The sequence below is a fragment of the Candidatus Eisenbacteria bacterium genome, assembly GCA_016930695.1.
Taxonomy (GTDB): domain Bacteria; phylum Orphanbacterota; class Orphanbacteria; order Orphanbacterales; family Orphanbacteraceae; genus JAFGGD01.
In genome coordinates, this window is record JAFGGD010000045.1 from 123,769 (window position 1) to 139,940 (window position 16,172).

At 65.5% G+C, this 16,172-nt stretch carries 6 protein-coding genes; 4 read left to right on the forward strand and 2 right to left on the reverse strand.

Annotated elements, in window-relative coordinates:
• Positions 1-8: 8 nt before the first annotated feature.
• Positions 9-1,094 (forward strand): UDP-N-acetylglucosamine 2-epimerase (non-hydrolyzing), encoded by a 1,086-nt coding sequence (wecB, locus tag JW958_11165; GenBank protein MBN1826814.1) that lies wholly within the window; start codon positions 9-11, stop codon positions 1,092-1,094.
• Here the strand turns inward: wecB and JW958_11170 are convergent.
• Complete coding sequence (locus tag JW958_11170; GenBank protein MBN1826815.1) at positions 1,091-2,344, reverse strand: glycosyltransferase; 1,254 nt, start codon at positions 2,342-2,344, stop codon at positions 1,091-1,093. The two genes, wecB and JW958_11170, sit on opposite strands and share 4 nt — an antisense overlap.
• On the reverse strand, positions 2,341-3,651 hold the full coding sequence (locus JW958_11175) for a glycosyltransferase family 4 protein (GenBank protein ID MBN1826816.1): 1,311 nt from the start codon (positions 3,649-3,651) through the stop codon (positions 2,341-2,343). Before JW958_11175 ends, JW958_11170 begins: the two co-directional genes overlap by 4 nt.
• A gap of 183 nt (positions 3,652-3,834) precedes the next feature.
• Between JW958_11175 and JW958_11180 the strand changes: the two genes are divergently transcribed.
• The 3 genes from JW958_11180 (at position 3,835) to JW958_11190 (ending at position 15,912) form a co-directional block, all read left to right on the forward strand.
• A complete protein-coding gene (locus JW958_11180) occupies positions 3,835-5,892 on the forward strand; it encodes a tetratricopeptide repeat protein (protein ID MBN1826817.1) in 2,058 nt (685 codons plus the stop codon).
• A 459-nt stretch (positions 5,893-6,351) separates the two neighbouring features.
• Entirely contained in the window at positions 6,352-11,694 is a 5,343-nt protein-coding gene (locus tag JW958_11185) for a hypothetical protein (GenBank protein MBN1826818.1), read from the forward strand.
• A 288-nt stretch (positions 11,695-11,982) separates the two neighbouring features.
• The gene (locus JW958_11190) at positions 11,983-15,912 is read left to right on the forward strand and encodes a right-handed parallel beta-helix repeat-containing protein (protein ID MBN1826819.1); all 3,930 of its coding nucleotides are present in this window, start codon (positions 11,983-11,985) and stop codon (positions 15,910-15,912) included.
• Positions 15,913-16,172 lie beyond the last annotated feature (260 nt).

Consider the following 16,172-nt stretch of genomic DNA (forward strand, 5'->3'; position numbering starts at 1 on the left):
AAAGGGCGGTGAACGTCGTTCTCGTCTCCGGGGCGAGACCCAACTTCATGAAGATCGCGCCGATTCACCGCGCCCTCGCCGGGCGGCCCCGCTTCCGGAGCTTCCTGTTGCACACGGGCCAGCATTACGACGACGTCATGTCGCTCCGTTTCTTCCGCGACCTGGGGTTGGAGAAACCGGACGCGGACCTGGAGGTGGGCTCTCTCTCCCACGCGGCGCAGACCGGCGCCGTGCTGACCCGTTTCGATCGCTTCCTGGACACTCATCCCACCGATCTGGTCCTGGTCGTGGGGGACGTGAACTCCACACTCGCCTGCGCGCTCACGGCGGTGAAGCGCGGGATCCTCGTCGCCCATGTGGAGGCGGGCCTGCGCAGCTTCGACCGAAGAATGCCCGAGGAGATCAACCGGGTCCTCACCGACGCCGTCGCCCACATCCTCTTCATCACGGAAGAGAGCGCCGCGGAGAACCTCCGCCGCGAAGGGATCCCCGATGAGCGCGTCCATTTCGTCGGAAACGTCATGGTGGACACCCTCCTCGCCAACAGGGAGCGCGCCCTCAAAATCGACCCCGTCGTCCCCCTCCCGAAGGGACCTTACGCGCTGGTGACCCTCCACCGTCCCTCCAACGTGGATCGCGAGGAAGATCTGATGAGGGCGGTCGCGATCCTGGAGGAAACGTCGTCGCGATTGCCCGTTCTCTTCCCCGTCCACCCGCGCACCGCCGCGGCCCTCGAGAGGACCGGCCTCCGCGGCCGGCTCGAAAGGGCCGACGGAGTCGCCCTTCTCCCGCCGCTCGGCTACCTCGACTTCCTTCGTCTCTTTTTGGGCGCTGCCGTACTCTTGACCGATTCCGGAGGCATACAGGAGGAGAGCACCGCGCTCGGCATCCCCTGCGTCACCCTTCGCGAGAACACGGAGCGGCCGATCACCGTAGAGGAGGGGACAAACGAGGTGTGCGGTCTCGATCGGGAGAAGATCCTCGGCGTGGTGGACGGCGTTCTCGCCGGGCGCGGCAAAGGAGGGCGCGTACCGGCGCTCTGGGACGGCCGCGCCGCCGAGAGGATCGCTTCGGTTTTGGAAGGATTGTTTTAGGCGATCGTTCCGGCGTCGGCGCCGCGCGACGCCAAGGTCTCCCGCACGAGATCCTCGATGCGGATCACCACGCGGTCCCATCCGTAACGGCGGGCCGTTTCGATCCGCCGCTCCCTCTCCCCGTCGCCGTTTTCGGCGAAGGATCCCCTGAGCGCTTCCACCCACCCCTCCGCGCTCTCCGCCGTCCTCACGAGACCATGCAGCTCTTCCAGGCAGGGCAAGGGAACGGAGACGACCGGTTTGCCGGCGGCGAGATATTCGTGCAGCTTGAGCGGATAGCGCTGTCTCCCCTCGCGGGTCATGGCGTACGGCATCAGACACGCGTCGAAGGCGCGCACATAGCGGGGGATTTCGAACAGGGGTTTCGCGCCGAGCAGGTGAACATTGCGGAGGGCCGCCCATTCCTCGAAAAGCGCCCGGTTTTCGCGGGTCACCACGAGAACCGGACCGGCGAAACAGAAGGAGATCTCGGGCGCCGCGCGGGCGATATCGAGAAGAAGACGGTAGTCGAGCTTGTCGCAGACGCGGCCCACGTACCCCGCCCGCGGGGAGGGAATCGCCGCCAGATCCTCTGGAGTCTCTTCCTCTTCACCGGCGTCGGGCACGAACTGGTCGAAATCGACGCCGTTCGGCACGTAGACCACTCGCCGTCCGGGACCGGCTTTGGCGTCCCGCAAGGTTTCGGACACGCAGAGGGTCAGGTCCGCCGTATCCAGCAGGCTCCTCTCCTCGGCCCGGAGCCGCGCTTTGTTGGCGCCCAGATACCCGCTGTACTCGTCGAGCACGTGATACATCACCATCTTCTCGTTCAATCCGCCCACGTAACCCCGAAACTTGGGGTGGAGCAGATACAGGATCGGTCGCTTGCCGCCGATGCGCGAGAGGGCGCGCCGGAGACAGGAGAGACGGGCCGACTCGATGGCGCGGATCAGGAGGCGCGACTTGTAGAAATTGGGGAGAAAACGGGGATAGCGGTATACATAGAGATGGTCTTCCCGATGGCGAAGCCCGCCGCCGCTGCCGTTCGGCGCGAAGCGGCTCCCGAGGACCTCCGTCCTCTCCAGGGGAGGAGGGACGAAGAGAACGCGGTTCCGGTAGGCGAGACGCCGGAGCACCTGGTTCCAGGTCTGCGCCCCCGGTTCCCAGCCGCTCCACCCGAAACAGAGGAAGGTCTCCCCGCGAAGCCGCTCCCGGCCCGGATCAGCGGCGGCGGGAACGCCGCCGTCCCAGGTATCGCCCGTGCCGCTCACGATCGTGTCTCCTCGAGCAGCTCCGCCAATTCTCCGGTGAGACGGCGGAAATCGAAACGGGACGGCTTGCCGTGGAAAACGCCTCGGGGAGCGCGCATCGCTTCGAGAACGCGATCCGCCAGCGCCTCCGGGTCTTCCGGACCGACGGCGACGCCGAGCCCCTCGCGGAGGACGATGTTCCGCGTGGCGCCGGGGGTGACCATCGCAAGGATCGGTCTTCCCACCGACAGGTAGTCGAACAGCTTGCGCGGCACCTGCAGCTCCGTCCCCGCCTGAATCAGAAGGAGGAGGTCCGACGCCGCCAACACGCGGAACGCCTCATCGCGACGGACCTTCGGCTCGAAGCGGATCATGCGCGCCAGGTCCGGATCGGCGAGCCAATGTTCCCAGCGGGGCTCCGGCCCCGCCGTCCCCAGGAGCCGGACCCTGAGATCATCCGGCGCGAGCGCCCCGCGATCCAGGAGAAGACGAATCGCTCGGAAGAGAGGAGCCGGATCGCGCCTCCCATAAAGGGTTCCCGCGTGGGTGATCGTGAAGGGACCGCCCGGTTCGGGGGCGTCATCCGGGGCGGGAGTCTCCTCCGGATCGTAGCCGTTCGAGATGATCGCGAAATGATCGGCGGGGAGTGCGTAGCGGTTCCGGAAATCATCCGCCAGCTCCACCGTGTTCGCGACGACCCGATCGGCGGCGCGCACCACCTTTCCCTCGAGGGATCGATCGATCGGATCGAGGAAAGAGGTGCTTCGCACGGGAAGGAAACGATTGGACACCCAGGGGTCGCGGAAGTCGGCGATCCAGGGGACGCCGGAGCCCCGCGAGGCGAGAAGGGCGGCGAGATGAACGCTGGCGGGCGGCGCCGAGGAATAGACGCCGTCGAATCCCCCTTCCTGGAGGAGGCGACCGGCGCGCCACGCGGCGACGGGGATCCAGCCCATCTGTCTGTCCGGCAGGGAGAAGCAGTCGCTCAGCCAGTCCCGCCACGTCACCCCGCGCCTCTCGGCAACGGCGGGATCGGCGCCGGGGGTCGAGCCGTTTCCGCCCGCCTTTCCCAGGAGACGGTCGCGCCACCCCAGGATGCGCCTCAGAGGTTCCGGATCGATGCTCCGGAGAACGCGTACCTCTTCGGGGAGGGAGCGGAGGGGCTCGTCATCGAGAAGCCCCGGTTCGGCGAGACACTCCGGGCGGATCGTCAGCACCGTCGGCTTCCATCCGTACCGCGGGAGATAGCGTGCGAATTGGAGGGACCGGTAGGTTCCGCTCGTCGTGAGCGGTGGAAAGTGATAGACGATCATCAAAAGACGCCGCAATGGTCCTCGCTCCCTCTCCCGTCCCCGGTTCGCGGGGACTCTCCGCTCCACGTATCGTCCTTTGGAGAAAAGGGCAAGAGAAAAAAGAGTACGCCCCTTCCAGCAGGTCATCCGCTCCGTTACAATTCACGGACGGAAGCGCCGCACGGTGTCCCGCACGGCGCGTTCCATCCGGGGGCATCGATGCGAAGGATCCTTCTTCTGATCTCCATAATAGGCGTCCTCGCCTACGCCGGTTCCTTCCGTTGCGGGTGGCATCTGGACGACCGGCACTCCATCACCGAGAACGAACAGATCGACGACTGGGGACGCTCCTTTCGGAACCTGATCCTCTCGAATCGGGGGCTGACGGACCTCACATTCACCGCGAACCACCGCGCCGGCGGCGACGGCGTCTTCGGTTATCATCTGATCAACTTCGCCATCCATTGGATGAACGCCCTTCTCGTCTTTCTCCTCGCGACCCATCTTTTCGGCGGCGGGGAGAAGGGGCGATCGGCCGGCGCCTTCGCCTTCGCTCTTTTCCTGCTTCATCCCCTCGCGACGCAATCGGTCACCTACATCGTGCAACGATACACGGAGATGGCGACCCTCTTCTACCTGGGGGCGGTGCTCCTCTATCTCGAGGGGCGACGCGGAAAGCGCCGCGCCGCAGCGCTCGCCTGGCTTTCGGCTCTCGCGGCGGTCCGCTGCAAGGAGATCGCCCTCACGATCCCCCTGACGCTTCTCTGGATCGAGGTGGTTCTCCCCGTCGGCGGCCGGCGGGAGAGAGGGCTCCGGATCCTCCCCTTTTTCGCCATCGCCGCCGTCGTCCCCGCCACCCTGGTGGCGAGCGGGGTGGCGGGGGGGGAAGGTCTGGCGGGAGCCCTCCTGCATAGCAGCCGGGAGACGGTGCGGATCGACAGAGGGGAATACATGATCACGCAGATCCACGTGATCGTCTCCTACCTGCGCCTCCTCGTTCTCCCGATCGGGCAGAGCCTCGATCATGACGTACCGATCCAAGGGAGCCTCTTCGAGGCGTACACTTTTCTGAAGGGGGTCTTTCTCCTTCTGCTCGCCGGAGCGGCGTTCTTCCTCAGGAAGAAGAGACCGATCGCCGCGATCGGCCTCGGTTGGTTTTTCATCACCCTTCTCGTCGAGTCCTCGCTCATCCCGATCCGAGACGTCCTTTTCGAACACAGGACCTATCTCCCCTCGGTCGGTTTTTTCCTCGCCGCCGTTTCCCTCTTCGCGCCCCCTCTCCGCAGGCGCGCCTCCGTCGCCGCCCTTTTCGCGCTGGCGGTTCTTCTGGCCGGTCTCACGGCCGCCCGCAATCGGGTTTGGCGGGACGACGTCACCCTCTGGACCGATTGCGTGCGAAAGGCGCCCGACAAATCGCGCGCCTGGGCGAACCTCGGCTACGGTCTGATCGACGCGGGGGATCGTGAGGGGGCGATCCGTGCCCTCAGGCGCTCGATCGATCGGGAGCCGGAGTTTCCCGAGGACATGGTCCTTCTCGCCGAACTGCTGATGGGGGAAGGGGACAGGGAGGGCGCGGAGAAGATGCTCCGCCTCGCCCTACGCGCGAGACCCGGGTACGGGAGGGCGAGGCGCAACCTGGCGGTGATCCTACTCCGCCGCGGGGAGAGGGAGGAGGCTTTCCAACAAGCGGATCAAGCGGTACGGGACGAGCCGGACTATGGCGCGGGCCTCCGCCTCCGTTCCAGGATTCTCCTGGAGCGAGGAGACGCCGCCGGCGCCGCCCGGGACGCGGAACGGTCCACCCGTATGGAGCCGGATGCCGGGGAGGGGTATCTCCTTCTGGCCCGTTCCCTCGGCGCGCTCGGGCGCGTCGAAGAGGCGCTCGGCGCCCTCCGACGATGGGAGGACGCGGACGATCCGGGGGAGAGGGACGATCTCACCCTTCTGGCGCGCGATCTCGTCCAGGAGGGCCGGAGAGAGGCCGGAGAGGCCGTTCTGGCGCTGGGGGAGGCTCGTTTTCCCGGAGACCCCTTCTTTCCGGCCACCCTCGGCGTTCTTCTCTACCAGGACGGAAAGTGGGAAGCCGCCTCGGGACCACTGGAAAGGTCCCTGCGCGTCGAGCCGGAGGATACGGAGATCCGCCTACTCCTCGCCCGGGCCCTCGCGTCGTCCGGAAGGGGAGAGGAAGCGAAACGGCAGCTCCAAATGCTACTGGAGCGCCGGCCGGAGAATTCCGAAGCGCGCGACCTCATGGAAAAACTGCGAGGAGGAGGATAGAAGCGCCCTCCCCTCCGTCCGCATTTCTCGACACACCCCCATTTCCATCGCGTTTTGCATCGGTTTTTCCCCTTTTCCGCCTCGGTTCCCCGATGAGAACGGTCGGATCGTTCCAGAGCGAAAGGGGGCTCCCTCTCCCCTCCGGAGAGGGAATACACCCTCCTCTTCCATCCATCCCGCGGCGCAAGCGGATGATCATCGTTTAAGCAGGTGATTGCATTCTGCCCAACCGGTCGATCCACGACCGGGATGAAAACCAACCACTCGACGGATGCTTTGTAACCACAACAAATACAATTGGTTATGAATGCCGTTTCTCTCCGCTCCCGAGGATTTCCGGCACACCCCTTGCGTACCGTATGAAGCGGTCGCCAGTGGGGTTTGCTCCCCCGTCCTAGGTGGACCTGCTCTTCCCAAGAGAGCCTCCCTCCATACGGTTGGGAAAAGAACGGACAGTTGATGCGAAAGAACCCTTGCGGGTCCTGGCGCATATTCCCCTCCATATATGCCCGGTACGCCCTCGTCTTTGTCGGAATGCTCGCCGGCGCGTCCAGCGCGCGGGCGGCCGAGATCACGCTTCGTTGGACGGCGCCCGCGGAGAATGGCGCGACCGGCGGGCCGGCGGCCTTCTATGAAATGCGTTACCACTCCGCGTCCGTCGGCGGCGATACGGCGGCTTGGTGGAACGGCGCGGACGAAGTGGCGGGACTCCCCGCCCCCTCTCTTCCCGGAAGCGAAGATTCGGTGGTCCTGGGCGGGTTGGAGCCGGGCGAGACGTACTGGTTCGTCGTGCGGAGCGGAGACGAGGCGGAGAACCTCTCCGGATTCTCGGCTCCGCTCGCCGTGGGTGTTCCGGACAGCACCCCTCCCGCCGAACCCCCCACCATTCTCGCCGTCGCCGTCGACTACTGGATGACCGATTCGGTGAGCGTCCATTGGGAGACGGATCGTCCCGCGACGGGGATGCTTCGGTACGGTCCGGACGCCTCGTACGGTTCGACGGTGACGGCGCCTCAACCGGCATGGGAACAGACTGTCCGGCTCGACGGATTTGCCGAGGGAGAAACGGTTCATTTCCAAATCGTCGCGATGGACGGCGCCGCGAGAGACTCCACCGCCGACTCCTCCTTCGTCGCGCCCGACCCGGCTCCGGTCCGGCCGAGCGGCGTGATTTCCTACTCAGCGGAGTACGCCACTTCCCTTCTCTGGATGCCGAACCTGGAGAGCGACCTCGACGGCTACCGCGTTTTCAGGACTTCGCTCGCGCGATCGGCGGCCCCGGTTCTCCTGGAATGCGATTTCGACGGAGGAACGGCGGGCGAGGACCCGGCGGGATTCACCGAGACCGACTCCTCAGGCGTCCCGACCGACCTCTTCCGACTTGCCGAGGCGCCGGGGAGAGGACTCGCTCTCCGGGGGAACGCCTCGGGCGGCGAGGCGCGCCTTCTTCTCGATGGTGGATATGAATGGACCGATTGGGAGGCGACCGGCTCGGTCCGCTTCGCCGAAGGGGCCGGCGCGAACCTCTTTTTGCGCGCCTCCGGCGGGGCGGCGTACAGGATCGGCCTCTCTCCCGGCGGCGCGCTCCGCGCCGTGGGGGAGGGGAGCGCCTCTCCCGAGGAAAGCGGCGGCGCCCTCCTTCCCCCCGATCCGGACGTCTGGTACCGGTTCCGCGCTCTCGCCTGGGAGAGAAACGGCGCGGTCCGTCTCGAAGCCGCCCTCTGGCCGGAGGGTTCGGACGAACCGGCGCGTTTCCCTCTCCGGGCGTTCGACGACGGGCCGGGCCGCCCGGCGGCGGGGACCTTCGGTTTCGGCGTGTCGGGGACGGGGGAAGTCTGGTTCGACGACGTCACCGTACATATGCTCCCGGATGAAACCACGGTGGAGACCACCACCTTCAACTTCCTGACGCAAGACGGCCTGGACGCCGATTCCTCATATCACTACTGGGTCTTGGCGATGGATGACGCCGGAAGCGCGAGCGCGCCGGCGGGCCCTGTCACGGCCTATCCGACGGCGCCCGAACCGGAGGACACCGTGGCCCCCGATCCGGTGGTCGATCTCGTGGCCTCCCCCGGGCCGGAGGAGGACCAAGCGATCCTTCGATGGACGGCGCCCGGCGATGACGGAGAAGTGGGCACCGCTTCCTCCTACGACGTGCGTTGGGCGGCGGATACCCTGCACGAAGGGAACTGGGAGAGCGCGACGGCTCTGGCCGCCGGCGCCCCCGCGGCGCCCGGATCGGCGGAGAGCCTTCTCGTCGGCGGCCTCCCCGCGGGAACGGTCTGTCGTTTCGCGATGGAGGCCCTGGACGAGGTCGGAAACCGTTCCGGTCTCTCCAATACCGCCGGTTGCGTCACGCCCGGCGACACGACCGCCCCGGTTCTCGCGGATATCCGCGTCGAGGAAGCCTCTTTCGCATCCGCCCGAATCGGTTGGGACCTGAACGAACCGGGAGACGGCCGCGTCGAATACGGGCGGACCACGTCGTACGAGATCGGTTCCGAGGGAGAGGAAGCCCGGGTTCTCCATCATCACATCACGATCGGCGGCCTGGACCCGACCACGCTCTACCATTACCGGGTCCGTTCCACCGACGTTTCGGGGAACGAGGCGGTCTCCGGCGACCGCACCTTCACCACCGAGGCGGCGCCCCCGCCGGCCGCCCCGGTGATCTCCGGCGTCACCGTCGATGTGGTCTCGGACACCGACGCGGTGATCGCATTCGAAACCGACATTCCCGCCTTCGGCGCGGTCGATTTCGGCCTCACCGCCGCCTACGGGGAAGCCGTCCAAGAGGAATCCAGCGGCGCCGCCCACAGAATCCGACTCCATCCGCTGAGTCACGGCATGGTCTATCACTTCCGTGTGCGCGCGGTCTCCGCCGGAGGAGAGACGATCGACGCGGACCGCACTTTCCAAACCGCCTCGGAGGACGATCCGCCTATCGTGTCCGGCGTGGTGGTGACCGTCACCGACTCGAGCGCCCGAATCGTCTGGAACACCAACGAAGAGACCGCCTGCTTCGTGGAGCACGGCCCCACCGCCGCCTACGGCGACAGCACGCCTCTCTCCGAGACGTATCTTCTCTCTCATGAGGCGTCGCTCACCGGACTCCCCCCGGCGACGACCCGCCATTTCCGGATCCGCGCCGAGGACCACCACGGAAACGCCGCCCTCACGGAGGACGCGATGTTCGTCACCGCCGAGGGGCCGGACGAAACACCACCGGTCGTCGCCGATCTGCGTGTGGAGGAAATCACCTTCCGTGGGGCGGCGGTCTTGTGGAGCACCGACGAGCCGGCCTTCGGCGAAGTCCGGTACGGGACCGACAGCTCCTGCGCCGGCGGCTTCGCCGAGACGGCCGGCGCGGCGCTCGACCATCGGATCGAACTCTCGGATCTCGCCGCCGGAACGACGCACTTTCTCCGCGTCCGCGCGTGGGACGAGAGCGGCAACGAAGCGGTCTCTGAGGTTCTCTCCTTCCCGACCGACGAAGCGCCCGACACGACCGCTCCGGCGATCTCCGGCATCGGCATCGCCGACGTGGAGGAGTCCGGCGTGACCGTCTTCTGGAGGACCGACGAACCGACGCGCGGCGCCCTCTTCTTCGGCGTGCTCTCCGCGGGAGAAGATTCTCTGGAGGAAGAGGAGCCGGCCGTCGATCATGAGATCCGTCTCGACGGTCTCGTTCCAGGCGGCGTCTACCGTTACCGGATCGTCGCCTCGGACGGCGCGGGCAACCGGTCCGAGTCGGAGGAGCGTTCCTTCGCCCTCGACGCGCCGGACACGATTCCCCCCGCCGTGATCGATCTCACGGCTCTGGAGGATGGAGAGGGCGCCGTGCTCTTCGTTTGGACGAGCGACGAGCCGGCCCGCGGCCGGGTCGAATACGGACCGGACCAGGAATACGGATCGGCGACGACGATGGAGGAAAGCCTCGCCCTCGACCACCAGGCGCGCATTCACGGTCTCGATCCGGGAACGGCGATCCATTACCGCGTCGTCCAGGAGGACGGCGCGGGGAACCGGGTAAGATCGGAAGACGGCGTCTTCCTTCTCCCCGAGGAGGACGGAACCGCGCCCTCCTTCCTCGAGGTGGAGGTCCTCGCGGTGGGCCGCACCGACGCGATCGTTGCATGGAAGACGGACGAACCGACCTGCGGCCGCGTTCTCTTCGGGCGGACCGAGGCGTGCGGCGACTCCACGCCCGTCGACTCGACCGTATCGGATAAGCACGAGATTTTTCTCGACGGCCTCTCGCCGCTCACCCTCTACCACTACCGGGTCTGTTGCACCGACACCGCCGGCAACGCTTCGCTTTCGACGGTGGGAACCTTCACGACGGAAGGACATGTCGACACCATACCGCCCCGCTTCGGGAACATCGAACTGACCGATCTGGGCGAAGGCAAGGCGAGCGTACGGTGGCAAACGGACGAACCGAGCGCGTGCTCAGTCGAATACGGCCCGGACACGACCCTCGGCGCCTCCATAGCGAAGATGGATGTGTTCGGTTTCTTTCACCGCTTCGACGTGGAGGGGCTCGAGACGGGGCGCTTTTACTATTTCCGCGCGGCGGCGCGGGACACGGCCGGGAACGAAGCCCTGTCGGAGCTGCTCTCGGTCTATATGGAGGAGAGCGCCGATACGTCGGAAACGAATCCCGCCGTGGACGTGCGCGTCGAGACGGGGATCCGCGACGCCGTCGTGATTTGGGAAACCGGCGGGCCCACCGACGGGCGCGTGGACTACGGAACCGACCCGGGCTGCTCCGAGTGGGTTCACGATCCCTCGTTCACGATCGCGCACCGGATCGCCCTCGAGGGGCTTCAGCCGTCCACATTTTATTACTACCGAATCTCCGGCGAGGATGCGGAGGGGCACGCCCTCGAACTGGGCGGCCTCAGCTTCCGTACCCGGCCGGACACGCTCCCCGAGGTGAGCGGCATGGCGACGGTTCCGGAGGAGGGCCTCGTCCGCTTCTTCTGGTCCCTCGACCGCCTCGCCGTGGGGCGCGTCGAAATCGGATCGGATACACTCTCCCTCGCGGCCGCGACGGAGGAGGATTTCCTCTTCACCTACGATCACGCCGACACGGTGTCCGGTCTCGCTCCGGACCGCGTCTTCTACTGGCGTGTCCGAGGGACGACCCTCGCCGGCGTCGACTTCCTCACCCGCATCGACAGCTTCCGCACCGCGTCGGACGTCACGCCTCCGCCCCCGCCGGCGCGCCTCTCCGGCGAGAGGACCGACGGAGGCGTGCGCCTCGCCTGGGAGAACGGGGAGGGGGAGAGGCCCGACTCTCTGATCCTGCACCGCCGTCTCCTGCCCGGAGGGGAGTGGATGGTGGTTTGGATCACCACGTCGGGCGTCACCGAGCACGTCGATCCTCTGAGCCGAGCGGAGCGCGTCTCTTACGACAAGGCGGAGTACAGACTCGAAGCGGTGGACGCCTACGGGAACCGATGCACAGGCGAGACCTTCGCGGTGGAGATCGCCGTGCCCGCGGAGATCGTCCTCCTGCCGAACCGTCCCAACCCGTTCAACCCGACGACCACCATCGGTTTCGAACTTCCTCCTGCCGGAGGCGCGGCGCTTCCGGTCCGCCTGGCGGTGTACAACGTCCGCGGCGAGGAGGTCCGCCTCCTCCTGGACGAGACGCTCCCCACCGACCGCCGTCACGAGGTGGTTTGGGACGGCTCGGACTACCGCGGCAATCCCGTGGCGAGCGGGTCCTATTTCTACCGTCTCACGGCGCCCTCCTACGCGGAAACAAGGAGAATGGTGCTGATCCGCTGACTCGGGCGTTCCTGCGGCGCCCTCTCGAAAGCCCCGGACCGCCGGTCCGGGGCTTTTTTCATCACACCCTTGCCCCATCCACGACGACCCCGCGAAGCAAGATGTTTCACTGGCCACTCATCGGAACCGGTGATAAATTTTATACGTACTTTTAGACTAAAAAGCACCCGGCGCATCATGTCCGTCGCGGGGATCGCACCTCGCCTCGTTCTCACCACGTTTCCTAGTGGCGTCTTCCCGCTCGATCCGGGAACGGTCCTTCCCTTTTCCACCCACGAGGAGTCCGCGATGAGAACCGCCGTTCTGATCCTATTCGTCTTTTTCCTCATCCCCGCCGCGGCCCATACGGACATGGATGTGATCGGTATTTATGGAGAACCGGATGGAGAGTATTTCTGCGCCGATCTGCCGTACTCCATCCCCACCTATCTCTATGTCGTGGTCACCAATCCTTCCAGTTTTGGCATTTCCGGCTTCAATCTGCGCGTGGATCTCCCGGCGAATATCATCGTCACGGAATGGTATACACATAATGGGATCAATTGTCTTACCCCTCCGGATTTCGATGTTGTTTTTTCCACGCCCCTCTATGGCTTGGACGCAATCGCCGTTCTTCGACTCACCGTGTTGAAAATCGACTATGCAATAGCGGAGCTGGACATCGTGCCCAGCATCGTCCCGTCCATACCCGGATACCCCAGCTACACGGCCGACGACTCGGCGGGGACGGAGATCCCCCTTCTTCCGCGCTTCGGCGTAAACCCGGAGTTCCTCTCCACTACGGGCCCGTGCCAGAGCGAAAGCGTCTTCGTCGCAGCCGACGGGAGCGGGGACTACCCGGACATACAAACCTCCCTGAACTCCTGCTACGCCACCAACGTCATCGCCCTCGAGAAAGGGATCTACACCGGCTCGGGGAATCGCGATCTGGACTACGGGGGAAAGGGGATCACCGTCTGCTCACGGGGGGGCTCGCCGGATTCGTGCGTGATCGATTGCCAGGGGAGCCCGGCGGACATGCACAGGGGCGCCCGTTTCGACTCCGGAGAGAATTCCTACGCGGAGTTGATCGAGGTGACCGTGCGGAACGGGTGGGCGCGGAACGGAGGCGCCGTCCACTGTCGGTTCGGATCGAGTCCTACCCTGAAGGGGTGCGTCTTCGAGAACAACATCGCTTCCATCAGCGGCGGCGCGGTCTGTTGTGAGGACAGCTCCGGCGTGTGGATCCGGGATTGCACCTTATACGGAAACGACGCCCCCGACGCGGGCGGAATCGCGCTCAAGAGCGTCGCCGAGGCGGACGTGGACAACACCATCATCGCCTTCTCCTCGGGGGGCGCCGCGGTCGATTGCGCCTCCGGTGAAGCGTCCCTCTCCTGCTCGGATCTCTTCGGAAACGCCGGAGGGGATTGGGTCGGGTGCGTGGAGGGACAAAACGGCGCGGCCGGGAACATCTCCCAAGATCCCTTCTTCTGCGATCCGGAAAACGGCGATTACTCCCTGGACGACAGCTCCCCCTGTCTCGCCGAGAACAACCCCGCCTGCGGGCGGATCGGCGCGCTGGGACAGGGCTGCCGGATCCGCACCTGGCACGTCCCGTCCGAGGCGCCGACGATCCAGGCGGGGATCGACTCCGCCTCCGCGGGGGACACGGTTCTCGTCGCCTGCGGGGTCTATCACGAGCACGACATCGTGATGAAGTCGGGGGTGGTCCTCCGGAGCGAGACCGGCGATTACGAATGCGTCTCCATCGAGGCGGACAGCCTCGGCCGTGTCCTCTCCTGCGTAGGCGCGGACAGCACCACGCGGATCGAGGGAATCACGTTCATGGACGGATACCTCGAGGACCCTCCATATAATTACGGCGCGGGGATCTTCCTGGAAGAGAGCGACGTCCAAATCTCCGATTGTCGGATCATGAACAACGTATGTGAGAGCCCAGCATTTTTAAATTGTGGAGGGGGACTGTATTTAATGCTGGGCTCCCCACGCATCCTCCGATGCCTCTTCCTGGGCAACACCGCCAAGGGTCCTTCTATTAAGGGGGGAGGAGTGTATTGTGATGGATCGAGCGCCCATCCCCGATTCGAGGAATGCACGTTCCTCGAGAATCATGGGGGCGAGGGGCTTTTTCTAGACTGTTGTTCCGGAACGGTGGAGGACTGCCTATTTCAAGACCATGAGAGGGGCGCGTTATTCGGGGAACAATCGATCACGGTTCGGCGATCCCTGTTCGTCGACAATGAGACGACGTTCGGCTATGGAGGGGCGATCAGCTGCAAAAAAGCGATCATCGATTCCTGCGTCTTCATCGGCAATCGAGCGCCTTTATACGACGGGGGAGCGATCATCGCCAACGATACGACCCTGATCACACGCTGCACATTCACGGACAATGAGGGGACGCAGGGGAGCGCCATCTGTTCCTACGGCGGTTCCGTCACGGCGGACCGATGCATCGTCGCCTTCGGCGAAGGGGGATCCGCCGTGTCTTGCCTGTACGGAGGCACGATCGCATTCTCCTGCTCCGACCTCTACGGCAATGAGGGAGGGGATTGGACCGGCTGTGTCTCCGGGCAGGGGACGGGGAACGGCAACTTCTCGGCCGATCCGATGTTCTGCCGGCGGCCGGAGGGGGATCTCCGCCTCCGGACCTGCTCCGCCTGCCTGGACGCCCCGGGTTGCGGCCTGGTGGGAGCGCTCGGCCCGGGGGACGTCACCCTCGTTTGGCGCGTGCCGGGCGACGCGCCTTCGATCCAGGCCGCCCTCGACTCCTCCCTCTGCGGAGACACGATCCTCGTCTCCTCCGGCCACTATGACGAATGGAGCCTTCAGATGAAATCGGGGGTCCGCCTCCTGGGAGAGACGGGCGACCCGAACGACGTGATCATCGACGGGAACCTATTGGGAAGGGTTCTTGTCTGCATCGGGGTCGATACGACCACGGTGATCGAGGGGATCACCCTGACCGAGGGATACGCCCGGGACCTGGAGGGGGCGAGCGGAGGAGGGATGCTCATCCTCCAGTGCTCGCCGCGGGTGAGCCGATGCCGATTCATCTCCAACCGGGCGATCAGCGAGGCCATCGGGACCGGATACGGTGGGGGAGTGTACGGATATCGCTCCAATTCGGTTCTAACCGATTGTGAGTTCGTCGGAAATATCGCCCTCGACACCTTGATCCATCAAGGGACCGGCGGAGGGGCGTTCTTCGAGGGCAACGACTATTCCCCCCGTTTGGAGGGATGCTCTTTCCTGACGAACCAGGCGGACCTCGGTGGCGGCCTTTATCTCTCCTGCGAAGGGGCTGTGGTGGAAGAGTGCGTTTTCGAGGGGAACGTATGCTCCGGCGGGGGAGGCGGCCTCAAGTGCAACGCCTCAATTGAAGTCCAAGACTGCTCCTTCATCGGAAACACGGTTACGGAGGGATGGGGAGGGGGGATGCTCTCCTCGCTCCACCCGAAGATGCAATACTGCGTGTTCGCGGAAAACTCGGCGGGACTCTACGGGGGCGGCGGGCTCGCCCTCATGGATTCGGCTTTCATCGAGACGTGCACCTTCTATGGCAACACCGCCGCCTACGGCTCCGGGATCGCCTGCACCGACAACGCGACTCCCTGGGTGGACCGCGCCATCCTCTCCTTCGGACGCACGGGCGCCGCGGTCTACTGCGACGCCGAGAGCGATATTCTACTTTACTGTTCCGACGTCTACGGGAACGCGGGGGGGGACTACGTCGACTGCCTCGCCGGTAAGGAGGGGATCAATGATAACTTCTCAGCCGACCCCCTCTTCTGCGAGCCGGAGAGCCTGGACCTGACGCTGAAGAACATCTCCCCCTGCGCGTACGGGATCTCTCCCCCCGCCTGCGGACAGATCGGGGCGTACGGTGTGGGATGCACAGTGACCGGCGTCGTCGAGGACGGTACCGCCCCCCCACGGACCGGTTTTCTCGATTCCCCGGCACCCAATCCCTTCAATCCCGCGACCACATTCCGTTTCGGACTCCCCGAAGCGGGCCGGATCCGGATCGCGATCCACGACGTGACCGGCCGGCGCGTCGCGGTTCTCGCCGAGGGGAGATATGGCGCGGGACGACACGAAGCGGTTTGGGACGGTAGGGACGCCTCCGGACATGCGGTTCCTTCCGGCGTCTATTTCGCGCGGATGGAGGCGGAGGACTTCACCGCGACGGTGAAGACCGTGCTGCTCCGCTGACGATCGTTTCCTTCGTGGATGGGGAAGGGCCCCGGACCGCCGGTCCGGGGCTTTTCCTTTTTCGCCTCGCTCCTTTCGGTGGGCTTGGGAGGGCCGGGGCCCTCCCCATCTCTCGGCGAGCGAGAAGAGGGAGGATGCGGAGCATCCGGACCGTGCCCCGAAGGGAGAGCCGGGGGGGAAGGAAAGGCACCCTCACCCCCACCCTCTCCCGCAAGCGGGAGAGGGAGAAAATGATTTGGACTTCGATCGCGCTTCGAGCA